The sequence below is a fragment of the Nonomuraea sp. NPDC050786 genome, assembly GCF_040654115.1.
Taxonomy (GTDB): domain Bacteria; phylum Actinomycetota; class Actinomycetes; order Streptosporangiales; family Streptosporangiaceae; genus Nonomuraea.
The window spans coordinates 135,424-157,797 of record NZ_JBFAHJ010000012.1 but is presented as its reverse complement, the minus strand read 5'-3'; the positions used below and the strand labels follow the sequence as shown (position 1 = coordinate 157,797).

Genomic DNA, 22,374 nt, shown 5'->3' with positions numbered 1-22,374 from the left:
GACTACGCAACGACCATAAAGCCCCACACATCCTCGAACAAGCATGAGTACTCTGAACGCGGATCATGGCATGTCAGAGAGAGGCGAGATGGCGCAGCGGCGCTTACTGGAGGGGCTCGGCGTCTCCGTGACCGAGGAGAGCGCCTATCGCGCGCTGCTCCGGCACGGCCCGGCCACGCTGAGCGAGCTCGCCGCCGAGACCGGCTCGTCGGCCGCCGCCATCCGGCGCATGCTGCCCCGGCTGGAGGACCTCGGCCTGATCTCCCGCGTGGCGGGCCGCCCGCTACGGCTGATCGCCACGCCCCCGAACATCGCCATCGACATCCTCGTCGCCCGCCGCCAGGAGGAGATCACCCACAGCCGGGCCGCCGCCGCGCTGCTGGCCACCGAGGTCGCCGAGCGCAACGGGCCGCACCCGGAGGAGGTGCTCGAGGTGGTGAGCGGGCGCGACGCGGTGGCCCGCCGCTATCTCCAGATGGAACGGAACGCCACGCGGGAGATGCTCGTCCTGGTGCATCCCCCGTACGCCGTGGACATCAGCGACGACCGGGAGAACCGGCAGCGCGCGGCCCGCAAGGGGGCGCCCACGCGCGGGATCTACGGCCCGCAGGCGTTCGAGCACCCAGGCATGCTGGCCCACACGCGCCGCGCCATCGCCGACGGCGAGCAGGCCAGGCTCGGGCAGGTGCCGGTCAAGCTGGCCATCGCCGACGCCCGCACCGCCATCCTGCCCCTGGTCTCCGACGAGGACCGGGCCGTGGAGAGCGCGCTGGTGGTGCACCCGTCCGCGCTGCTGGACGCCCTGGTCGGGCTCTTCGAGACGCTGTGGCGGGCCGCCGTGCCGCTCCACCTGACCGCCGGGGACACGCTGGAGCCGGAGACGTGGCCGCAGACCCCGGACGCGGAGGTGCTGGCGCTGCTGGCGGCCGGCATGAAGGACGACGCCATCGCCCGGCAGCTGGGGCTTTCGCCGCGCACGGTCCAGCGGCGCGTGCAGGTGCTGTCCGAACGCCTCGGCGCCAGGACCCGCTTCCACGCCGGCTTCCTCGCCGCCCAACAGCACCTTCTGGAGTGAACCATGACAGACAGCGCCACACCCGGTCAGTGCGACTGCGGTGCGATCGCCGGCCCGCTCGGCCTGTGCGTGGACTACTACCACGCGATCCTGGCCGAAGAGCAGGCCGACCCGCGGATGTACAGGTGGCACGCGCCCGTGGTCTGCGCGTATCTCCTGCAGCATCCTTCCCAGGCCCATGAGAGGTACCTCGACGGCCAGTTCCGCCAGCTGCAGCTCTACGTGGACCAGGGCCTTGACGCGATGCTTCGCGTAGCGGCTCATCAGGTGGCACGGAACAACCACAGGGCGCGGTCGGGCTACGACCTGGCACCCCTCGCGGCCTACGCGCCGCTCCCGCAGGGCGGACCTCCCAGGCGCTTCCGCGCCACGTTCTGCGAGCTGCCGTACAAGGACGGCAGCTTCGTCGCTGACGGCCATGCGGCGTACGGCCGCCATATCGACCTCATCGCCGGCGCGACAGTGGAGTCCTGGAGATCCGTCCAGGGCTGATGCGCGGTCCCCGAGCCCGGCACGGGCCCGGGAATCACGCTTCGGCGGCGAGCGCGGCCTTCGTCAGCTCGGCCTGGCGCCGGATCTGCCCCATGACGATGGGGTTCACCTCCTTGGCCTGGAACGTGGCGACCATCTGGTCCAGCACCGCGTCCGCCCGCTGGAGGTCGCCCTGCCGCGCCTCGGCCCTGGCCAGGCGGCGCATCACCATGTTCAGGGTGATGTTGTCGATGCTCGCGTCCCTGGCGACCTGGCTGAGGTGCTCGATGCCCTCCTTCGGGTCCGGCGGCCGGATGCGCAGCCGCTTGCCCGCCGTCAGCGCCTTGAACTCGCGCTCGGCGTTCAGGCCCTTGACCATGCGGGCGTAGACGGCCAGCGGGTGGGTGCCGTACCGGTCGATGACCTCGTCCAGCGCCAGGTTGCCCGAGCGCAGCGTGGGGGAGTCGGAGCCGAGCAGCGAGAACAGCTTTCCCTGCTCCTCGCCCAGCATCAGCTCGGCCACCTGGTGGTCGTCGCGGCCGACCGGGAAGCGCACCCGGACCAGGCAGGCGGGGGAGACGATGCGCGAGCCGTCGGCGGCGATGTACTGGGCCCGGACGTGGTACTCACCGGGCTGCTGGAAGTAGTGGCCGTCGCGGCCGTGGCCGATGTACGCGCTGCGATACATGGCCGGATTGCCCTCGTCCAGCCGGATCTCCGGCGAGGAGTCCACGCAGTGCCGCATCATCGGCCGGTACAGCACGGTCCTGCCGCCCGGCTGCGTGATCGACACCTGGGTGAACTCGGTGTCGGGGTGCAGGTGGCCGTGCGTGGTGCGGGGCTCGCCCGCGCAGGAGAGCTTGAGCTCGACCACGACGGGCTCACCCAGCTCGAACGACTCCTTGGCGCGCAGCTCCAGCCGCAGCCCGGAGCGGTCCTCGACCGGCTGCTCGAACGGCACGATCTCGGCGGCCCCGGTGCCGAACGCGTTCGCGCCCATCGCGACGTCGCGGTAGAAGCCGTGGCGGAGGTGGACCAGCTCCGCGTCCGTGAACTGGAAGGGGAAGGCGGCCCAGTAGCCCTGCTCCCCACCGGGGAGGTAGTTCTGCACATAGTTCATCCACGACAGATCGCCGAAGCCGCCCTGCGGGCCCAGCGGCTGGGGCGGGGTGCCGAGGTTCTTCTGCCAGGAGTGCAGCAGGTTGAAGGCGTGCCCGAGCTCGTGCACGTACGTACGTAACTGCGCCCGCTGCGCCTGCGGCGTCGTCCCCTTGATCACGTCGTAGAACACCGCGGAGCCCTGCCGCTGGTGCGCGTCGTTGTAGTCGAACATGATCCCCCGGAAGCCGCCCACGTGCTTGCTCGCCACCAGCAGCCACACCCGCCAGGCCGGCGCCTCCCCGAACCCGCTGAACTGCTGCGTCATCGCGTGGTGCAGCTCGGCGTCGTCCCACGCGAGGTCCGCGCCGGACCCGTCCACCGGGATGACGCCCGGCCGCGCCAGGGTCAGCTCGATGCCCGCCTCCGCGTACGCGGCGCTGACGCTCAGCTCCCTCGCCGGCGAGCCGATCGGCCCGGGCAGCGTGCCGGTGCGGTACGACACGAACGGCACGGTCCCGATCACCGAGTCCTGCTCCAGCAGCACGCTGCGGAAGAACGGCGACGCGAACCCCACCTGGTACGTGCGCCCCGCGACCGCGACCGTCCCCGCCCCGTCGGCGATCGTGACGCTCACGTCCTTCACCGGGGTCTCGAACGTGAAGGCCCCGCGGCCCTGGACCCGCGCCTCGTCACCCGCGGCGTGCACGGTGGGGGCGTCGACCACGAAAGAGCCGACGTAGGAGGTCGTCGAGCCCGCCACGGTGAAGAGGTCACCGCTGACCCGGCCGGTGGGCCTGACCCCGTCGACATCGACGCGGAGCGCCAGCTGCGAGTCGCCGTCCTGCCCCTGGTAAAGCCCGCTGATCATGGGAGCTCCCTCGCTTGGGCCTACACGAGGGAACACTTCTCCCGCAGCGGGTGCCTGTCAACGCGATCCGCGAACTTGGAGCGCCGCCAGCAGCTCCTCAGACGCCTTGGTGATCGCCTCGACGGCCCGGTCGAACGCCTCGGCGTTGTGCGCGGCGGGCGCGCGGAAGCCGGAGATCTTCCTGACGTACTGCAGGGCCGCCGCCCGCACGTCCTCCTCGGTCACGCTCTCGGTGTACGGGGGGCGGAGGGTCTTGATGCTTCTGCACATGCCCTAACGGTAATAGCCGATCCGCTGGCTTATCTCCCGCGCCGCCTCGGCCAGCAGCACGCCCACCTCGGGCAGCCGGTCCGGCGTCAGCCGGTAGGACGGGCCCGAGGCGCTGACCGCGGCCACGACCGAGCCGTCGCTGCCCCTGATCGGCGCGGCGACCGCGTTCAGGCCGACCTCGAGCTCCTCCACGGTGGCGGCCCAGCCGCGCTGCCTGATCTCCTCGAGGCCCAGCGCGCCGGGCGAGGTGATCGTCCGTGGGGTGTACCGCGCCAGCTCGGCGGGGAGCCGCAGGGCGCCGAAGGCCAGCAGCACCTTCCCGCTGGAGGTGGCGTGGGAGGGGGTGCGCTGGCCGACCCAGTTGTGGCCGCTGATCGCCGCGGGGCCGCGCACCTGGCTGATGTTGACCGCGTCGCCGTCCTGTGGCACGGCGATGTTGACCGTCTCGCCGACCTCCTCGGCCAGGCGCAGGCAGACGGGCCTGCTCTCGCGCGACAGGTCGAGCTGGGCCGTGGCCGCGCCGGCCAGCCGGACGACGCCGAACCCCAGCCGGTAGCGCCCCCGGTCGCCGCTCTGCTCGACCAGCCCGCCGTGCTCGAGCGCCGCCAGCAGCCGGAACGCCGTGGACTTGTGCACGGCGAGCTCCGCCGCGAGATCCGTGACCCGGGTGGCGCCGTCCCGGGCGAGGATCTCCAGGATCGCGATGGCACGATCGACCGACTGCACCGACGTGCTGTTGCTCATAGCGCAACAGAATACTTCGTCAGCCTGCGCCGGCCACCGGGCTGAGCTGGGTGCCGAAGTCGAGGGCGATCTTCCGCATGCCCCCGGCCAGGTCGTCGCGGTCGAGGGCGTCGATGCGCTCGGCGGGCCCGGAGACCGACATCGCCGCCACCACCCGGTCGCCGTCCCACACGGGCACGGCCAGGCAGTGCACGCCCAGCTCCTCCTCGCCCAGGTCCATGGCGTGCCCCCGGGCTCTGACGCGATCGAGCTCGGCCAGCATGGCGGTCAGGTCGGTGATCGTGTTCGGGGTGCGGCGCGGCATGCCGGTGCGCTCGAAGACGGCGACCGCCTCGGCAGGGGGCCGTCCGGCCAGCAGCACCTTGCCCACGGCCGTGCTGTGCGGCAGCACCCGCCGGCCCACCTCGGCGAACATGCGCAGCCTGCGCGGCGAGGGCACCTGCGCGACGTAGACGACGAAGTCGCCTTCGAGCACGGCCAGGTTCGCGGTCTCGCCCGACAGCTCGACCATCTTCGTCAGGTACGGCTGCGCCCACACGCCGACCATGCTCTCGGCGATGCCGCCCAGGCGCACGAGGCCGCCGCCCAGGGCGTACCTCTTGTCGGACTCCTGGCGTACGTAGCCGCGGGCGAGCAGGGTCCGCAGCAGCCGGTGGATGGTCCCGTACGGCAGCCCGGTCCTGGCGGCGATCTCCGACAGACCCGCCTCGCCCCCGTGCTCGGCCAGCGCCTCCAGCACGTCCAGCGCCCGCTCGACCGACTGCACACTCATAGGGAGACTCCGCGGAGAGAGGCGTCCAGCACTTCGGCCGTGTGGGCCACCCTGATCCGCGCGCCCGCGCGCCGCATGGCCGAGGCGATCTGCATGGTGCAGCCCGGGTTGGCCGAGACCAGCAGCTCGGCGCCGGTCGTGGCCACCGCCGCGGCCTTCCTGTCGCCGAGGTCGCGGGCGGCCTCCGGCTGGAAGATGTTGTACGTGCCCGCCGAGCCGCAGCAGACGGCCGACTCGGGGATCTCGCGGATCTCCAGCTCGGGGATGCCGCTCAGCAGCTCGCGCGGCTGGGCGCGTACCCCTTGGGCGTGGGCCAGATGGCAGGCGTCGTGGTAGGCGACGGTGAGCGGCAGCGGGTGCCGCTTGGCCACGGGCCCCAGCTCGGCGAGGTACTCCGACAGATCGACCACCCTGAAGCCGGGCTCGCGCCCGAGCAGCTCGCCGTACTCCTTCATCGACGAGCCGCAGCCGGCCGCGTTCACCACGACGGTGTCCACACCGGCCTTCTCGAACGTCCTGACCGTCCTGCGTGCCAGCCGCCGGGCCTGGTCGTCGCGGCCCGAGTGCACGCTGAGCGCCCCGCAGCAGCCCTGGCCGCGGGGGATGACCACGTCGCAGCCCTCCAGCGAGAGCACTCGTGCGGTGGCCGCGTTCACCTGCGGGAAGAACTCCCCCTGCACGCAGCCGGTCAGCATGCCCACCACGGCCCTGCGCTGCCCTCTGGCCCTGACCAGGCGCGGCAGCCGCCGCCGGCGCTCCACGCGCGGGGCGAGCGCGGCCATGGCGCCGAGGCTCGCGTCGGCCCTGGCGAGGAACGGCGCCAGGCGCTCCGCCAGCCACATCGTGGGGCGCAGCAGCCGCAGCCGGCGCGGGTAGGGGAACAGGCTGAACACGATCCCGCGCACCGCCCGCTCCCGCGGATCGCGCACGTGCCGCCGCTCCACCTCCGCCCTGGTCTGCTCGATCAGGCGGTCGTACCGGACGCCGGACGGGCAGGCCGTGACGCACGCCATGCACCCCAGGCAGGCGTCGAAGTGCCCGGCCATCTCGGGGGTGATCGGCGTGCCCTCGACGTGCTGCTTCATCAGGTGGATCCGCCCGCGCGGCGAGTCCATCTCCTCGCCCCACAGCACGTACGTGGGGCACGTGGGCAGGCAGAACCCGCAGTGCACGCAGTCGTTGATCAGCTCGGGGTCCATATTCACATGCCTCCCACGAACCGGCCGGGAGACATCCTGCGCCCGGGATCGAACCGTTCCTTGACCCGCCGCATCAACGGCAGCGCGCTCACCTGCCCCCACCTGTCGACGCCCGCGTACGGTGTGGCCAGCACGTTCACGCGCCCGCCCAGCGCCTCGAGCCGCGCGCGCAGCCGGGCGACCGCCGCCGCCAGCTCGTCCTCCGGGACGTCGCCCCGGCCCTCCAGGTACGCCCGTCCCGCCGCGGCCGAGCCGCGGAACGAGAGGCCGGCTTCGCCGGCCGCGGCCAGCGCCTCCACCGCGCGGGCGGGCGGGAAGCGCGCCTCCAGCAGCACGTCGTCGTTGAGGATCAGCCCCCACCACTCCGGCGCCTCGGCCGTGACCGTGCCGTCCCCGAGCACCTCGCGCAGCGCCAGCGCCCGCGACTCGGCCGCCGACCCCTCCACCAGCACCGCGACCGTCGCGTTCTTGCCGTCGGGGCAGTCGATCTCGACGGCGGACGGCTCGGCCTGGGAGGCGGCCAGGCGCAGCAGCACGTCGTCGGAGACCTCGGTCTCCGCGACCAGCCAGCGGCGCTCGGCGGCCAGCGGGTGCAGCCGGAACGTGGCCTCCGCGATCACGCCGAGCGTGCCCTGTGAGCCGGTGAAGAGCTTGCCGAGGTCGTAGCCCGCGACGTTCTTGACCACTTTGCCGCCCGACTTCGCGATCGTCCCGTCGGGCAGCACGACCGTGATGCCGATGAGCAGGTCCCGGGCGGTGCCGTAGCGGAAGGCGCGCGGACCGGCCGTCGCGGTGGCGAGCGTGCCGCCGACCGTGGTGTACTCCGTGAACGGCGGGTCGAGCGCCAGCTCCTGGCCCTGGTCCGCGAGGGTTGCGGCCAGGGCGTCCATGGTCACCCCGGCCTGCGCGCGCACCACGAGGTCGCCTGCGGCGTGCTCGAGCACGGCGTTCATGCAGCACATGTCGAGCAGGACGTCGCACCGCTCGGGCGGCGGCCCCCAGTGCAGCTTCGTGCCGCCGCCCGCCGGCACCACCGCGAGGTCCTGCTCGGCGCAGGCCCGCAGCACGGCCGAGACCTCCTCGACGGTCTCGGGCAGCGCGACCCAGCGGGGCAGCACGCCGTTGACGGCGTCGTCCGCGTCCGCCTGCCTGACGGTCACCCCCATCAAAATTGCTCCGCCCTCCCCGACTCCACCAGCGGGTGCACGCCCTTGCGCACGCCCGGGACCTCGCCGCACAGGCGGGGCGTGGGGAACACCTTGCCCGGGTTGGACAGGCCGCGTGGGTCGAACGCGCATCGGACCAGCTGCATGGTGTCCAGGTCGTCCGCGCTGAACATCTTCGGCATGTACCGCGCCTTGTCCACCCCGACCCCGTGCTCGCCCGTGATCGACCCGCCGTGCTCGACGCACAGGTCGAGGATCGCCCCGGAGACCACCTCGGCCCGTTCGCCGGCCCCCGGCTCCGCGTCGTCGAACAGCACGAGCGGGTGCAGGTTGCCGTCTCCGGCGTGGAACACGTTCGCCACCCTGATGCCGTGCTCCTGGGAGAGCCGGTCGATGGCGGCCAGCACGCCGGGCAGGGACGTGCGCGGCACCACCCCGTCCTGCACGATGTAGGCCGGGCTGATGCGCCCGACGGCGGCGAACGCCGACTTGCGGCCCTTCCAGATCGCCGCCCGCTCGGCCGCGTCGGCCGCCACCCGCAGCTCGAACGCGCCCGAGCAGATCTCCGTGAGCTGCGTGAACTGCCGCTCCACCTCGGCCTGCGGCCCGTCCAGCTCCACGATGAGCACGGCGCCCGCGCCCTCCGGGTAGCGGCAGGCCACCGCCGCCTCGGCCGCCTCGATGGCGAGCGCGTCCATCATCTCGATGGCGGCGGGCACGATGCCCGCCCCGATGATCGCCGAGACCGCCAGGCCGCCCTGCTCGATGCTCTCGAACGCCGCCAGCACCGTGGTGACGGTCTCGGGCGCGCGGCTCAGGCGTACTGTGATCTTGGTGGCGATGCCCAGCGTGCCCTCCGAGCCGATGAACGCGCCCAGCAGGTCGTAGCCGGGGTCCATGCGGTCGAGCGTGACGAGGTCGCCGTCGGGCGTGACGATCTCGCAGGCCTCGACGTGGTTGACCGTGAAGCCGTACTTGAGGCAGTGGGCGCCGCCGGAGTTCTCGGCGACGTTGCCGCCGATGGAGCAGACCTGCTGGCTGGAGGGGTCGGGCGCGTAGTAGTAGCCCCGGTCGCGCACGGCCTCGGTGATTGCCAGGTTGGTGACGCCGGGCTCGACGACCGCCCTGCGGTTGTCCAGGTCGATCTCCAGGATCCGGCGCATCTTGGAGGTGACGATGAGCACGCCGTCCTCGCGGGGGAGCGCGCCTCCCGACAGGCCGGTGCCCGAGCCCCTGGCCACGAACGGCACGCCGAAGTCGTTGCACACGCGGACCACCCGGGCGACCTGCTCGGCCGTGTCGGGCAGCACGACCACGCCGGGGGTCGCCCGGTGGTAGGTGAGGCCGTCGCACTCGTACGTGCGCAGGCGTACCGGGTCGGTGATCACCGAGTCGTGGGGCAGCAGCGAGCGCAGGGCGGCCGTCAACGTTTCCAGCACCGATCCCCCCTTACCTCTGTTCTACGGCATTTGAGCATAGGCCGGAAGTGTCAGGAATTCGGCGAAGTCGTCGTCCAGCGCCACCTGCTTGAACAGGGCCGTCGCCTGGCCGTACAGCTTCTCGTCGTAGCCGGGCTCCTCGGCGATGCCGGCCAGCTCCTCCGAGATGATCTGCTCGACCAGCTCCTTCGTCACCTGCGCGCCCGTGTCGGCGAGCGTGATGTCGTTGTGGATCCACTGCCAGATCTGCGAGCGCGAGATCTCCGCCGTGGCGGCGTCCTCCATGAGGTTGTGGATCGCCACCGCGCCCAGACCGCCCATCCACGCGGCCAGGTAGCGCAGCGCCACGTCCACGTTGCCGCGCAGGCCGGCCTCGGTGATCCGGCCCGGCGTCTCGGAGACGGCCAGCAGCTCGGCGGCGGTCACGTTGACGTCCTCGCGCAGCCGGTCGAGCTGGTTGGGCCGCGACCCCAGCACCCCGTCGAACACCTCCCGGCACACCGGCACCAGATCGGGGTGCGCCACCCATGACCCGTCGAACCCGTCGCCGGACTCGCGCGTCTTGTCCGCCCGCACCTTCTCCAGCGCCACCGCGTTCACCTCGGGGTCGCGCCGCGAGGGGATGAACGCCGCCATGCCGCCGATGGCGTGCGCGCCGCGCTTGTGGCACGTGCGCACCAGCAGCTCGGTGTACGCGCGCATGAACGGGGCGGTCATCGTGACCGCGTTCCGCTCGGGCAGCAGGAACTCGCGGCCCCTGGTGCGGAACTTTTTGATCACGCTGAACAGGTAGTCCCAGCGGCCGGCGTTGAGGCCCGCCGAGTGGTCGCGGAGCTCGTACAGGATCTCCTCCATCTCGAAGGCGGCCGGGTACGTCTCGATGAGCACGGTCGCCCTGATCGTGCCGTAGGGGATGCCGAGCAGCTCCTGCGCCCTGGTGAACACGTCGTTCCAGAGCCGCGCCTCCAGGTGGGACTCCATCTTCGGCAGGTAGAAGTACGGGCCCTTGCCCTTGTCGATCTGCCGCTGGGCGCAGTGGAAGAAGTAGAGGCCGAAGTCGAACAGCGACGCGGAGACCGGCTCCCCGTCCACCAGGGCGTGCTTCTCGTCCAGGTGCCAGCCGCGCGGGCGCACGACGATCGTGGCCAGCTCGGCGTCGGGCCTGAGCGCGTACGTCTTGCCGCCGGTCTCGAAGTCGATCGTGCGGTCGAGCGCGTCGCGCAGGTTGAGGTGGCCGGCCACGCAGTTCTCCCAGAGCGGCGAGTTGGCGTCCTCGAAGTCGGCCAGCCAGACCTTGGCCCCGGAATTGAGCGCGTTGATGGTCATCTTCTTGTCGACCGGGCCGGTGATCTCGACCCGGCGGTCCTCCAGGCCGGGCGCCGGGGGCGCGACCTGCCAGTCGGCCTCCCTGATCTGCTTGGTCTCCGGCAGGAAGTCGAGCATGCCGCCCGCCGACAGCTCCGCCTGGCGCGCCTGACGGGCCTCCAGCAGCTCCAGTCGCCTGGCGCCGAACTCCCGCTGGAGAGCCGCCACGAAATCGAGCGCCTCCGGAGTGAGGATCTCGTCGAACCGGTCGAGCATCGGGCCGGTGATCTCCATGGGACCTCTTTCCGTATCATGGAAAATGAATTCTGGATTGTGGAAGTGAAGGTACTCCGCCCGCTGCTCCCCGGTCAAAAGTGGGGGCCTCTTCGGGGAGCCGTCGGGGGTATCCCCGATGCCGGCCGGGGCGTCCCCCGCCAGGATTACGGCATGAAGACGATCGCGATCGCGGGCGGGCTGCTGGCCTCCGCTCTGCTGCTGACCGGATGCGGGCTCGACGGCATCGCGGGGCCGAAGAACCAGGACACCGTCACCTACCAGGTCAAGGAGAAGGTGCAGAAGATCCACCTGAGGAGCGGCGCCGGCGACGTGGTGATCAGCGAGTCGGACACGGCGCAGATCAACGTCACCGAGACGCTCTACTGGAGCAATGACAAGCCCCAGGCCGAGCACAAGGTGGATGGCGACACGCTGTCGATGTACTACGACTGCCAGAGATCGTGGGGCTCCTGCGGCGTCAACTACAAGGTGGAGGTCCCCAAGGGCCTGGCGTTGAACCTGGACGCGGGCTCGGGCAACATCACGCTCAGGAGCCTGAGCGGGCCGCTCGACGTACACCTCGGCTCCGGAGACCTGGACGCCACGGGGCTGACGGGCAAGCAGCTGGTCGCCCAGGCGGGATCGGGGAACATGGAGCTCAAGTACACCGCCGCGCCCGACAGCGCCGAGCTCAAGGGCGGCTCCGGTGACGTCGTGCTCACCGTGCCCGACGGCTCCTACGACGTGAAGACCGAGGTGGGGTCCGGCGACGCGAAGGTCTCGGTCAAGAACGACGGCGCCTCGCCGCACAAGATCTCGCTGACCTCGGGCTCCGGCGACGTCACTGTGTCGGCTGGATAACCGGATGATTGCGGCGCGGATCTCGTGCCACCATCGTGGGAAGACACCGAGGTGTCCAGACGTTCCCTAATAGAGATGACACGTATGCACGATTACTCCGCACTCGACCTCGATGAGTTCGAGAACGGCGACATGGACCTCGAGGAGCGCCAGGCGCTGCGCCGCGTGGCGGGCCTCTCCACCGAACTCCAGGATGTCTCCGAGGTCGAGTACCGTCAGCTGCGGCTGGAGCGGGTCGTCCTCGTCGGCGTCTGGACCTCCGGCACCGTGGAGGACGCGGAAAACTCCCTGCTCGAGCTCAAGCTCCTGGCCGAGACGGCCGGTTCCGAAGTGCTCGAGGGGCTCATCCAGCGCCGCCAGAAGCCCGACCCGGCCACCTACATCGGCTCCGGCAAGGCACTCGAGCTGCGCGACGTGGTCGAGTCGACCGGCGCCGACACCGTGATCTGCGACGGCGAGCTGACCCCCGGCCAGCTCCGCCAGCTCGAGGACACGGTCAAGGTCAAGGTCATCGACCGCACCGCGCTGATCCTCGACATCTTCGCCCAGCACGCCAAGAGCCGCGAGGGCAAGGCCCAGGTCGAGCTGGCACAGCTGCAATACCTGCTGCCCCGCCTGCGCGGCTGGGGTGGCAACCTGTCCAGGCAGGTCGGCGGTCGCGCCGCGGGCGGCGTCGGCATCGGCGGCCGCGGCCCCGGTGAAACCAAGATCGAGCTGGATCGCCGCCGCATCCGCGAGCGCATGGCCAAGCTGCGCCGGCAGATCAGCGGCATGTCCACCTCGCGCGACACCATGCGCCACCGGCGCCAGCGGCGCGAGGTCCCGGCCGTGGCCATCGCCGGCTACACCAACGCCGGCAAGTCCTCGCTGCTCAACCGCGTCACGGGAGCGGGCGTGCTGGTGGAGGACGCGCTGTTCGCCACCCTCGACCCGACCGTGCGCCGGGCGCGCACGCCGGAAGGCCGGCTCTTCACGATCGCCGACACCGTGGGCTTCGTCCGGCACCTGCCGCACCAGCTCGTCGAGGCGTTCCGCTCGACGCTGGAGGAGGTGGCCGACGCCGACCTGATCCTGCACGTGGTGGACGGCTCGCATCCCGATCCCGAGGGGCAGCTGGCCGCTGTTCGCGAGGTGCTGGCCGACATCGACGGCGCCTCCGACGTACGCGAGATCGTCGTGATCAACAAGGCCGACGCGGCCGATCAGGACGTGATCGACCGGATCCTGCGGCGCGAGCGTGACAGCGTCGTGGTGTCCGCGCGGACGGGCCACGGCATTCCCGAGCTGATGGCGGTCATCGAGCGGGAGCTGCCTCGGCTGGACCACGAGGTTCACCTGCTGGTGCCGTACGACAGAGGGGATCTGATCTCCCGGGCGCACCAGGAGGGCGAGGTGCTCTCCGTCGAGCACGTGGAGGACGGCACGATCCTGCACGCCCGGGTGCTGCCCGGCCTGCAGCAGGAGCTGGATCGGGTGGGCAAGCCCGTGGAGCGCGTCTCCTAGCTCGTTCGGAAGTCACGGATCGCGGCCGGGCGGCCCCATCGACACGGTACGGTGGGGTCGCCCGTTGCGATGTCGCCCTCGGTGGGGTAGATCCTCGCCACAAAGTACGCATGCCTACCCAAAAGCGTCAGTGGTCCTCGAGTCAAGGGGTTGCTAAGATTGGCCAGGCCCATCGTAGGTCTGGTGTGATCGGGTTTCTGGGTTTCGGGTTCTGGGTTTCGGATGATGACTCAAGGTGTCGAAGTCGTCAGCGGGGGCCGTGGGGACGACGTAGGGCTGGGTGACGGCAGGGATCATTGGGCTTTCTTCCGAATAACCCTGTACAGCGAGCCCAGCTGTGAAATAACGTAACTGAACTGAAATCGCTGGATCATGACTCTGGCGATACGGTCACCGCACAACAAGATGCGGATGAGAGCAGGAGACCCCCCATGTCGTCCGGACCCGGAGCGGACTCAGTGGGCGCGGCCCAGGCCGTGCGCTGTGCGCTGCGTTCATGCCGGTGCGCGAGTGGGGGCTCACGCGAGGCGGTGATGCGGTGACCGTTCGACTCCTGACCAACATCGGCCGCCTCTGGACCGGCAACGAGGTCCTCAGCAACGCGGCCATCCTCGTGCACAACGATCGCATCGCGTGGGTCGGGCGGGCGCCTGACCTGCCGCAGAGCGTGCCCGGGGTCGTCGACGACATCGTCGACGTCGACCACGTCGAAAACCTGGGCGGCGCGCTCGTCACGCCCGGCCTCATCGACGCCCACACCCATCCCGTCTACGCCGGCAACCGCTACGCCGAGCTGGCCATCCGCACCGGCGGCTCCACCTCGGCCTCGATCACCGCGGCGGGCGGCGGCGTGGGCTCGACCGTCACCGTGACGCGCGGCACCGACCCGTGGACCCTCTGCAACGGCGTGCGCGAGCGGCTGCGCAGCTGGCTGCTCAGCGGCACCACCACGGTCGAGGCCAAGACCGGCTACCACCTCACCCGCGACGGCGAGCTGGCCGACGTCCGACTCCTGCGCGAGCTGGAGAAGGAGCCGATGATGCCGCGGGTGCACGTCACGTTCCTGGCGGGGCACGTCGTGCCGCCCGAATACTTCGGGCGTCAGCGCGAATACGTCGAGGCCGTGGGCGCCTGGTGCGCCGACGCGGCCGCGGCGGGCGCCGACAGCGTCGACGTCTACTGCGACGAGGGCCACTTCACCACCGAGGAGTCCCGCTGGGTGCTCGCCTCGGGGCGCAACGTCGGGCTGCTGCCGCGCATCCACGCCGGCCTCTTCAGCCGGCGCGGGGCCGTCCAGCTGGCCGCCGAGCTCGGCTGCGCCTCCGCGGACGGGCTGCACCACATGTCGGACGAGGACATCGCGATCATGTCCCGCTACGGCGTGCCCGCCGTCGTCTGCCCGGCCACGGCTCTGCAGCGCGGCCATCTCCCGCCGGTCCGCCAGATGATCAAGCACGGCGTGCAGATCGCCCTCGGCAGCGACCACAACCCCGGCTACTGCGGCATCACCTCGATGTCCCTCGTCATCGCCATGGCGGTGTCGGCGTTCGGGATGAGCGTCAACGACGCCCTGCGCGCCGCCACCCTCGGCGGGGCCACCGTCCTGGGCGCTCCTGACCGCGGCGTCCTGGCGCCGGGCCGGCTGGCGGACATCGTGCAGTGGGACGCCGACCACGAGGGCGCCTTCGCCTGGTCCTTCGGGCTCAAGCCGCGCCGGGTGTGGCGGGGTGGGACACCCGTTCAGTAGCTTGTCCCGGGTCATGCCGCCCTCGGTCGCCGTCGTCACGGATTCGACGGCCTATCTGCCGGATGTGCCGGGTGTCGCGGTGGTGCCGGTGCAGGTGATCGCCGGGGGTGTGTCGTACGACGAGCCCTTGTTCGGGATCGACGGCGCTTCCTCCGGCGAGCCCCCCTTCGGGGCGGGTGGCGGCGCGCCCCGGCATGAGCAGGCCGCACCCCGGCATGAGCGGGCCGCCGCGCCCGAGCATGAGGCCGCTGCTCCGGAGCATGAGCGGGCCGTTCCCCGGCATGAGTGGGCCGCACCCGAGCACGAGTGGGCCGCACCCGAGCACGAGTGGGCCGCGCCCGAGCACGAGTGGGCCGGCAACAACGGGACGCCTTTGGGTGAGCGTGGCGGCGGCTTCCGCGACGCGAGCCCTTTCCGTGGCGACCTCGCCTCTGCCAGCACCTCGCGCCCATCGCCGGAGAGCTTCGCGTCCTGCTACTCCGCCCTGGCGGCCGCAGGCGCGACCGGCATCGTCTCGATCCATCTGTCCCGGGAGCTGTCGGGCACCGTCGAGTCCGCCCAGACGGCCGCCGGCCGGGCGCCCGTACCCGTGGAAGTGATCGACAGCCGTTCGATCGCCATGGGCCTCGGCTACCCGGTCCTTGCCGCCGCCCGCGCCGCCGCGCGCGGCGCCTCCTTGGAGGAGGTCACGTCAGCCGCGCGCCGCCGCATGGAAACCACGCGGACGTTCTTCTACGTCGACACCCTCGACTACCTGCGTCGCGGCGGCCGTATCGGCGCCGCCGCCTCCCTCGTCGGCTCTGCCCTCCTGATCAAGCCGCTGCTCCACATTGTGGACGGCCGCATCTCGCTCCTGGAGAAGGTCCGCACGTCGTCACGCGCCATCGCCCGCTTGGAGGACCTGGCCGTCCGGGCGGCGGGTGAGGGGCCCGTGGAGGTGGCCGTACAGCACCTGGGGGCGAGGGAACGGGCCGAGGCACTGGCAGAGCGCCTGCCGAAGCGGCTGGCCGGTCTGGTGGAGTTGCGGGTGGTGGAGCTTGGGGCGGTGATCGGCGCCCACGTGGGCCCCGGCATGCTCGGCCTCACGGTCACGTCCGCCGACCGGTAGCTCCGTGCCGTTCGAGACCTCCGTGTACGGCCGTTGTCCACAGGCCCTGCACCCGTCTCCTCTCCATCCCCAGAACGCGGTTCGGGACCCCGGCGCCGACGGCTGAGAAGATACGTTCGCTGCCGTGCGAACCCCCGATCCCACGGCAGAGCGGACCATAGCCGAGTCCCGGCTACGGTCGATCAACGCGCCTTCCCGCCGCTCCCGCCACCCTCTCGGCCGGCTCGCCGGCGGCACGGGGGGGCCGGCCGAGGCTCGGGATCACGACGTTCCCTCCGAACCGCGAGGCAGAGGCCGCCAAGGCGGCCGGCACCCGTACAGCCCTCAGGGGAGTGGGCACCAGGCCGGCTGGCCGCCACCCCACCTCCAGGAGAGAGGGTACGAAGGTGAGCGGTCTCAGCAGCTGAGTCATGAGGAGAGCCGCTGGGGTTCCGCCGCCGTGCCCTCATCTCATGCCACAGACGGATGGGAGGAGGACACCACCCCACCCGCACCCCACGAACACCGCCCGAACGCGTCAACGTCACCGCATCGAAGGAGCGGCGGACCTGCCCCTGAACCACCCACCTTCCAGGCATTCCGCGCGGCCCTCGCCGCCCACGCCCCGACCCTGGACCCCGGAAAGCCCGGTCTTCGGGTCCTGCTGGCCGTGGGAGTCCTCGCCGCCGCCGTCGCGGCCTTCTTCCTCTGGCGTTCCCAGCCCTCACCGGAGCCCTTGCCACCGCCCACTCCGATCGCCGCACACACGACCCCGTCGCCGACCGCCCCGGCCAAGGTGACCGTCCACGTCACCGGGAAGATCCACAAGCCCGGCGTCTACCAACTCCCGTCAGGCTCTCGAGTCACGGACGCCGTGGAAGCGGCAGGAGGCGTGTCACGCGGCGCCTCCACCGGCACACTCAACCTCGCCAGACGCCTGATCGACGGCGAGCAGATAGTCGTGGGCGGCACCGCCACCCAGGCGGCCCCCGGAACCTCCGTCACGGGCCCGGCCGCCACCGCCGTGCTCAACCTCAACTCCGCCACAACCGACCAACTCGAACAGCTTCCCGGCGTAGGGGAGGTCCTGGCCGCGCGCATCATCGAGTTCCGCGACTCTCATGGTGGTTTCACCGCGGTTGAGCAGCTACGCGAGGTGACCGGAATAGGCCCGCGAAAGTTCGACGAACTCAAGGCGAGGGTCAGCGTCTGACATGACGACCCCGCGCGCCGACCAGGCTGTCGACAAGCGTGAACATGCCTGGCCACTCATCCTGCCCGCGCTGGCCGCCTGGGCGAGTGCCCTGACGCTACTCGGCTGCTCTGCCCGCACAGGCCTGATCGTCGCCATATCCGCAGCCCTGGCCGCCACGGCCGTAGCCTGGCACACCCGGCTCATGATGTCGTTCGCCCAGTCCATGACCGGGCGAACGAGGCTCGCCGACCGGCCGACCCGACACGTGTATCAGAGCCGTTGGCTTGGGCACTGGCTTTCAGCGCCCGGCTACCGGCTCCCTTGGCTTGGGCACCGACTTTCGCTGCCCGGCCACCGGCTTCCTCGGCTCCAACGGGAGGCACGGCGGTCAGCTCACCCGGCTCCATGGCGCAACATCACCATTGCCACGCTCATCTGCGCCGCCGCCGCCTCGGCGTCGGTCGCCTTCCGAGTCCACGCTCTGAGCACCGGCCCGGCGGCCGACCTGGCCAAGAAGAACACCTCTGTAACCGCCCAGATCGCCCTGACAGACGACCCCAAGCGGAGAGCTAAGAGAAGCGGCCACTTCAACCAAGAGAGCTACGTGATCCCGGCGACCCTGGAGCTCATCCAAACGCCCGGCACCCGAGAGTCCGTCAACGTCCCCATCACCGTCTTCGCCAGCGGACACGACTGGGGCGCCCTTCTCCCCAGCCAGCACCTTGAGGTCACCGGCCGCCTCGCCACGCCCGGCCCTGGCGACCTCGTTGCAGCCATCCTCCTGGTGCAAGGCTCCCCTCGGGTCCTGACAGCCCCGTCCGGCCTCCAGACGGCGGCGGGCACCCTCAGGTCGGGCTTGCGAGCCGCCGCCGACCCCCTTCCCGCCGATCAGCGCGGACTCCTGCCGGGCTTGGTCGTCGGTGATGTCTCACGCATGGACCCTCAGGTGGCAGCAGACCTCAAGGAGGCAGGGCTGAGCCACTTGAACGCCGTAAGCGGTGCAAACCTGGCAATCGTGGCAGGCGCCACCCTCGCCCTGTCCCGCCTTCTCGGGCTCCCCCTCCCTCTGAGAGCTGTCCTCGCGGCCATCGCGATGCTCGCCTTCGCTGTGGTCGCCCGCCCGTCGCCGAGCGTCCTGCGCGCCCTCCTCATGGGCCTGGCCGCCGCCATCGCGCTGGGCACGGGCCGCTCGAAGGACGGCCTGGCGGCACTGTCGGCAACGGTCCTCCTCTTGGTGCTGTTCGCTCCCGAGCTGGCCCGCTCGTACGGCTTCGCCCTTTCGGTCTCAGCAACCGCAGGCATCCTCGTCCTCGCCCCACGCTGGCGCGACCGCTTGTCGGCGTCGAGCGGCGGGAGCGCCGCCTCAGAGCGGAATGACACGGGACATGGCCCGCAGCCACACCCGACCCTGCCCAGGAAAGGCGTCCGGCACGCGGAGGGCGTCCGGCACCTGCAAGATGGCCGGCGCCTGCAAGGCGTCCGGCGCCTGCAAGGCGTCCGGCGCCTGCAAGGCGTCCGGCACCCGCAAGATGGCCGACACCCGCAAGATGGCCGGCATTCGCACTGTCACGAAGCCGATGAGTCATCGGGTGGCGGCGGGGGTTCCAAAAGGGCGTATCGGTTGCCGCGTTGGATGGCTGAGGCTGTCGCTGTGCCGGTGGCCGCGCAGATGGCGGTGACGCCCGTTCTCGTGCTCATGGCAGGGCAACTGACCCCCGTCGCGGTGGTCGCCAACCTGCTTGTGGCTCCGGCGGTGGCGCCTGCGACGCTGCTCGGGTTCGCTGCCGCTCTGGTGGCGCCCGTATGGCCCGGAGGTGCCAGGCTTCTGGTGATTCCGGCTGGTTACGCGGTCGGGTGGATCGTCACGGTGGCCCGCTGGGCGGTCAACCTGCCCTTCGCCACCGTGCCGTGGCCCGGCGGCCTTCCAGGACTGGGGTTGCTCCTGGTCGCGGTGGCGGTCGCGATCCCGATCCTGCGGCGGCGGGCCTGGAGGGCGGTGGCGCTGACAGTGGCCGGTGCTGCCTTGGTGGCGGTGCTGGTGATCCGGCCCATCGCCGGTTCGTGGCCGCCCAAGGGATGGCTGATGGTGATGTGCGATGTGGGCCAAGGGGACGGCCTTGTCGTGGCGGCGGGGCCGGGACGAGGCGTCGTGGTCGACACCGGACCTGATCCGGTCGTCATGGATCGGTGCCTGCGCAGGGTCGGCGTTGACGACGTGCCCCTGCTCATCCTCACCCACCCGCATGCCGATCATGTGGACGGCCTCCCCGGCGTGCTCAGGAACCGGCGAGTCGGAGCCGTGGTCGTCAGCCCGCAACGGACAGGCGCTCGATCCAGCGCCTACGTCTCGGCCACACTGGCCCGCCACCACATACCGGAGTGGACGGCATCGCCGGGGACCGGTTGGCGGTTCGGCCCGTCGGAGCTGACTGTGCTCGGCCCCGATCCCGCTCAGAGCGAGACGAACGGGCAGGGTGAGGGCAGCGCGATCAACAACTCCAGTGTGGTCGTCCATGTGCGCTGGCGGTCCGGCTCGATTCTGCTGAGCGGCGACCTGGAGACGGAGGCGCAGGAGGAGCTGTTGCGGCGGGTTGCGGTACGGGCAGACCTCCTCAAGACCCCGCATCATGGATCCAACCGGCAGTCCCCGGCCTTCCTGGCTGCTGTCGGGGCGCGGGCGGCGTTGATCAGCGTGGGGGCCGACAACGACTACGGTCATCCGGCCCCGTCCACGCTCGCCCTCCTCCGCCGTCTGGGGGCCGACGTCTACCGGACCGACAAATCCGGCGACCTTGCCGTCGTGGAGCGGGAAGGGGAGATTGCTGTGGTCTCGCGTGGTCCGTAGTCTCCACGCCATCAGACTCGCCTGAGGAGGCCGGGGACGGAGGAGGCTCTCGCGGCGGTGGACGTGAGTGTCTCTTAACTGGAGCGTGGGGTCCATACGGGGAGACGGCGGGCTTTGGCGGTGCTGAGGTGGGGTCCCCGCAACTACCAGGATGACTCGCGCGTCGATGGTGCTCCAAGGGCCTTCGAGTACCAGGTTGTCGGTGGTGCATGGCATGCTCCTGGCATGGCGGGAACCGATCCAGCACCTGTGACCCTGGTCCTCGGCGATGAGGAGCTGCTGGCCGAGCGGGCGGTCAGTGTGGTCGTCGCGGCGGCTCGGTCCGCTGACCCGACGGCCGAGGTGCATGACCTCGTGGGCGGCAAGGTCGGCGTCGGGGAGTTGACGCAGCTGACTTCGCCGTCGCTCTTCGGCGATCAGTCCGTGGTGGTGATCCGATCGGCGCAGGATCTGGCGAAGGAGGTCATCGCCGAGATCGTCGCCTATGCCAAGCAGCCCTCCGGCGACACCGTGCTGGTGCTGGCGCACCCGGGCGGGGTGAAGGGGAAGGCGCTGGTCGACGGGGTGAAGAAGGCCGGGGCCAAGGTGGTCACGGTCGACAAGGTCACCAAGGCAGGGGAGCGGCTCGACTTCATCAAGGGCGAGTTCAAGCGGGCCGGGCGGAGCATTTCCGGTGACGCGGCTCAGGCGTTGCTCGACGCCGTGGGCAATGACCTGCGGGAGCTGGCGGCGGCCTGCAGCCAGCTGGCGTTCGACACCGAGGACAAGACGATCAGTGCGGCCGCCGTGGCTCGCTACCACAAGGGCCGGGCCGAGGTGACCGGCTTCAACGTGGCGGACTCGGCTGTCGAGGGGCGCCTGGCCGACGCTCTGGAGCAGTTGCGGTGGGCTCTCGGCACCGGGGTCGCTCCCGTCCTGCTGGTGAGCGCGCTCGCCGGTGGGCTGCGCTCGCTGGCCAAGGTCGGCAGCGCGCCGCGCAACCTCAGGGGCGGGCAGCTGGCCAGCCATGTCGGCATGCCGCCGTGGAAGGTCGACCGGGTCAAGCGGCAGCTGAACGGGTGGGGGCCCGAAGGGTTGTCCAAGGCCATCCAGGCTGTGGCCAGTGCGGATGAGCAGGTCAAGGGTGGGGGAGCGGACCCGGCCTACGCGCTGGAGCATGCGGTGCAGGTCATCGTCGCCTGCCGCACGGGACGGTAGCGGGTCTCCCACGCCCTGACGTGGTGTGGGCAGGGCGTGGCGTGATGTGGCGAGCGGGACGTGGGCGGGTGGTGGTGTGCGCGGGGCGTGGTGTGGGCGGGTATCAGGAGGTATGGCGGAGGGGGCGGAAGAATGTGGTCAGTTCCCCATGCATCAGGTCCGGCTCCTCCAGCGCCAGGAAGTGACCACCACGTCCAGGTTCGCTCCAGTGGCGGAGGTCGGTGCAGGAGCGTTCGGCGATCGAGCGGGGGATCCCGGCCATGGACGGTTCGTGGCTGAGGGTGATGGCCGTCGGCACCGTGATGGGCGGGCGAGGGGTGTTGTGCTCCCAGTCGTAGTACTGCCTGAACGAGGTGCCGATCGAGCCGGTCGCCCAGTACAGCGTCAGGATCGTGAGCAGGGTGTCGCGGTCGAAGCGGGACTCCACGTCGCCGTGGCAGTCGCTCCAGTCACGATATTTGTCGACTATCCACGCAGCCAGTCCGGCGGGTGAGTCGGCCAGGGCGGCGGCGATGGTGTCGGGTCGCGTCCCCATGATGGCGCTGTAGCCGCCGTCCTGCTCGTCGTACGCCTCCTCCGCCGCCATGAACGCCTGCTCCTCCGCCGACATCGGCGGCTCGTCCAGCGAGGCGGGGAACGGTGGATGGATCAGGTGGATCCCGGCCACCGCCTCGGGATGGAGCGCGCCGAGCCACTGGATGGCCGCCCCGCCGATGTCGCCTCCGAAGGCGGCGTACCGCTCGTACCCGAGGGTGTCGGTCATCAGGGTGTGCAGCGTACGCGCCATCGCGGCCCGCGTGAGCGGCTCGTCCGGCAGGTCGGAGTAGAGGAAGCCCGGCATGGACGGGATCACGACGTCGAACGCGTCGGCCGGGTCGCCGCCGTGGCGGGCGGGGTCGGACAGGCGTGCCGCCAGGGGGAGCATCTCCAGAAAGCTGCTCGGCCATCCGTGGCAGAGGAGGATGGGCATGGGCGCGGGACCCACCCCGGGAATGCGTACGAAATGCAGGCCGCGCTCCCGGTGGTGCGACAGCGCGTTGAGCTCCGCCTCCCGGGCGCGGTAGTCGAACCCTTCCGCCCAGTACGCCACGAGCTCCCGCAGGTACGCGGGGTCGGCTCCGGCCTGCCACGGCTGCTTCCCGCTGCGGTCCGTGAACCTGGTCGCACGCAGGCGAGCCCGCAGGTCGTCCAGCACGTCGCCGGGCACCTCGATGCGGAAGGGGGATGGGGCCACGTACTGCCTCCGAATCGCC

The 22,374-nt window shown here is 71.0% G+C and carries 18 protein-coding genes; 9 read left to right on the top strand and 9 right to left on the bottom strand.

The window, feature by feature from the left end:
* The first annotated feature begins 70 nt into the window (after positions 1-70).
* On the top strand, positions 71-1,075 hold the full coding sequence (locus AB0H84_RS23175; RefSeq protein WP_357607571.1) for a helix-turn-helix domain-containing protein: 1,005 nt from the start codon (positions 71-73) through the stop codon (positions 1,073-1,075).
* Positions 1,076-1,078: 3 nt separating this feature from the next.
* Positions 1,079-1,567, top strand: a complete 489-nt coding sequence (locus AB0H84_RS23170) for a DUF5946 family protein (protein ID WP_357607568.1) — start codon at positions 1,079-1,081, stop codon at positions 1,565-1,567.
* Positions 1,568-1,601: 34 nt separating this feature from the next.
* On the opposite strand, the gene AB0H84_RS23165 is transcribed toward AB0H84_RS23170, so the two are convergent.
* From AB0H84_RS23165 to aceB, 8 genes are read right to left on the bottom strand one after another with little or no spacing between them, the layout of a single operon-like run.
* A complete protein-coding gene (locus tag AB0H84_RS23165; protein ID WP_357607565.1) occupies positions 1,602-3,515 on the bottom strand; it encodes a hypothetical protein in 1,914 nt (637 codons plus the stop codon).
* Between the two features lie 57 nt (positions 3,516-3,572).
* Complete coding sequence (locus AB0H84_RS23160; RefSeq protein ID WP_357607562.1) at positions 3,573-3,785, bottom strand: DUF2277 domain-containing protein; 213 nt, start codon at positions 3,783-3,785, stop codon at positions 3,573-3,575.
* A 3-nt stretch (positions 3,786-3,788) separates the two neighbouring features.
* The gene (locus tag AB0H84_RS23155) at positions 3,789-4,529 is read right to left on the bottom strand and encodes an IclR family transcriptional regulator (protein WP_357607559.1); all 741 of its coding nucleotides are present in this window, start codon (positions 4,527-4,529) and stop codon (positions 3,789-3,791) included.
* Between the two features lie 19 nt (positions 4,530-4,548).
* On the bottom strand, positions 4,549-5,301 hold the full coding sequence (locus tag AB0H84_RS23150) for an IclR family transcriptional regulator (protein WP_357607557.1): 753 nt from the start codon (positions 5,299-5,301) through the stop codon (positions 4,549-4,551).
* The gene (locus tag AB0H84_RS23145; RefSeq protein WP_357607554.1) at positions 5,298-6,500 is read right to left on the bottom strand and encodes a heterodisulfide reductase-related iron-sulfur binding cluster; all 1,203 of its coding nucleotides are present in this window, start codon (positions 6,498-6,500) and stop codon (positions 5,298-5,300) included. Before AB0H84_RS23145 ends, AB0H84_RS23150 begins: the two co-directional genes overlap by 4 nt.
* Before the next feature lie 2 nt (positions 6,501-6,502).
* Positions 6,503-7,666 (bottom strand): FAD-binding oxidoreductase, encoded by a 1,164-nt coding sequence (locus tag AB0H84_RS23140; protein ID WP_357607551.1) that lies wholly within the window; start codon positions 7,664-7,666, stop codon positions 6,503-6,505.
* Positions 7,666-9,102, bottom strand: a complete 1,437-nt coding sequence (locus AB0H84_RS23135; protein WP_357607840.1) for an FAD-linked oxidase C-terminal domain-containing protein — start codon at positions 9,100-9,102, stop codon at positions 7,666-7,668. Before AB0H84_RS23135 ends, AB0H84_RS23140 begins: the two co-directional genes overlap by 1 nt.
* Before the next feature lie 24 nt (positions 9,103-9,126).
* The gene (aceB, locus tag AB0H84_RS23130) at positions 9,127-10,704 is read right to left on the bottom strand and encodes a malate synthase A (protein ID WP_357607548.1); all 1,578 of its coding nucleotides are present in this window, start codon (positions 10,702-10,704) and stop codon (positions 9,127-9,129) included.
* Positions 10,705-10,857: 153 nt separating this feature from the next.
* Between aceB and AB0H84_RS23125 the strand changes: the two genes are divergently transcribed.
* From AB0H84_RS23125 to holA, 7 genes are all read left to right on the top strand, one after another.
* On the top strand, positions 10,858-11,547 hold the full coding sequence (locus AB0H84_RS23125) for a DUF4097 family beta strand repeat-containing protein (RefSeq protein ID WP_357607545.1): 690 nt from the start codon (positions 10,858-10,860) through the stop codon (positions 11,545-11,547).
* Positions 11,548-11,631: 84 nt separating this feature from the next.
* On the top strand, positions 11,632-13,050 hold the full coding sequence (gene hflX / locus AB0H84_RS23120; protein WP_357607542.1) for a GTPase HflX: 1,419 nt from the start codon (positions 11,632-11,634) through the stop codon (positions 13,048-13,050).
* 538 nt (positions 13,051-13,588) lie between these two features.
* Positions 13,589-14,797, top strand: a complete 1,209-nt coding sequence (gene hutI / locus AB0H84_RS23115; protein WP_357607539.1) for an imidazolonepropionase — start codon at positions 13,589-13,591, stop codon at positions 14,795-14,797.
* Between the two features lie 13 nt (positions 14,798-14,810).
* Entirely contained in the window at positions 14,811-15,905 is a 1,095-nt protein-coding gene (locus AB0H84_RS23110) for a DegV family protein (RefSeq protein ID WP_357607536.1), read from the top strand.
* A gap of 649 nt (positions 15,906-16,554) precedes the next feature.
* Entirely contained in the window at positions 16,555-17,097 is a 543-nt protein-coding gene (locus tag AB0H84_RS23105) for a ComEA family DNA-binding protein (RefSeq protein WP_357607533.1), read from the top strand.
* Position 17,098: 1 nt separating this feature from the next.
* Entirely contained in the window at positions 17,099-19,924 is a 2,826-nt protein-coding gene (locus AB0H84_RS23100; protein ID WP_357607530.1) for a ComEC/Rec2 family competence protein, read from the top strand.
* A 225-nt stretch (positions 19,925-20,149) separates the two neighbouring features.
* On the top strand, positions 20,150-21,121 hold the full coding sequence (gene holA / locus AB0H84_RS23095; RefSeq protein ID WP_357607527.1) for a DNA polymerase III subunit delta: 972 nt from the start codon (positions 20,150-20,152) through the stop codon (positions 21,119-21,121).
* A gap of 103 nt (positions 21,122-21,224) precedes the next feature.
* Here the strand turns inward: holA and AB0H84_RS23090 are convergent, their stop codons facing one another.
* Positions 21,225-22,355 carry an epoxide hydrolase family protein gene (locus AB0H84_RS23090; protein ID WP_357607524.1) on the bottom strand — a complete coding sequence of 377 codons (1,131 nt, stop codon included), beginning with the start codon at positions 22,353-22,355 and terminating at the stop codon, positions 21,225-21,227.
* Positions 22,356-22,374: the final 19 nt, after the last annotated feature.

Bases quoted from the DNA above. Each gene is read 5' to 3' on its own strand.
- AB0H84_RS23125 (WP_357607545.1), top strand. From the start codon at position 10,858: ATGAAGACGATCGCGATCGCGGGCGGGCTGCTGGCCTCCGCTCTGCTG.
- AB0H84_RS23175 (WP_357607571.1), top strand. From the start codon at position 71: ATGTCAGAGAGAGGCGAGATGGCGCAGCGGCGCTTACTGGAGGGGCTC.
- AB0H84_RS23165 (WP_357607565.1), bottom strand. From the start codon at position 3,515: ATGATCAGCGGGCTTTACCAGGGGCAGGACGGCGACTCGCAGCTGGCG.
- AB0H84_RS23110 (WP_357607536.1), top strand. From the start codon at position 14,811: ATGCCGCCCTCGGTCGCCGTCGTCACGGATTCGACGGCCTATCTGCCG.
- aceB (WP_357607548.1), bottom strand. From the start codon at position 10,704: ATGGAGATCACCGGCCCGATGCTCGACCGGTTCGACGAGATCCTCACT.
- AB0H84_RS23150 (WP_357607557.1), bottom strand. From the start codon at position 5,301: ATGAGTGTGCAGTCGGTCGAGCGGGCGCTGGACGTGCTGGAGGCGCTG.
- hflX (WP_357607542.1), top strand. From the start codon at position 11,632: ATGCACGATTACTCCGCACTCGACCTCGATGAGTTCGAGAACGGCGAC.
- AB0H84_RS23160 (WP_357607562.1), bottom strand. From the start codon at position 3,785: ATGTGCAGAAGCATCAAGACCCTCCGCCCCCCGTACACCGAGAGCGTG.
- holA (WP_357607527.1), top strand. From the start codon at position 20,150: ATGGCGGGAACCGATCCAGCACCTGTGACCCTGGTCCTCGGCGATGAG.
- AB0H84_RS23145 (WP_357607554.1), bottom strand. From the start codon at position 6,500: ATGGACCCCGAGCTGATCAACGACTGCGTGCACTGCGGGTTCTGCCTG.
- AB0H84_RS23140 (WP_357607551.1), bottom strand. From the start codon at position 7,666: ATGGGGGTGACCGTCAGGCAGGCGGACGCGGACGACGCCGTCAACGGC.
- AB0H84_RS23100 (WP_357607530.1), top strand. From the start codon at position 17,099: ATGACGACCCCGCGCGCCGACCAGGCTGTCGACAAGCGTGAACATGCC.
- AB0H84_RS23170 (WP_357607568.1), top strand. From the start codon at position 1,079: ATGACAGACAGCGCCACACCCGGTCAGTGCGACTGCGGTGCGATCGCC.
- AB0H84_RS23155 (WP_357607559.1), bottom strand. From the start codon at position 4,529: ATGAGCAACAGCACGTCGGTGCAGTCGGTCGATCGTGCCATCGCGATC.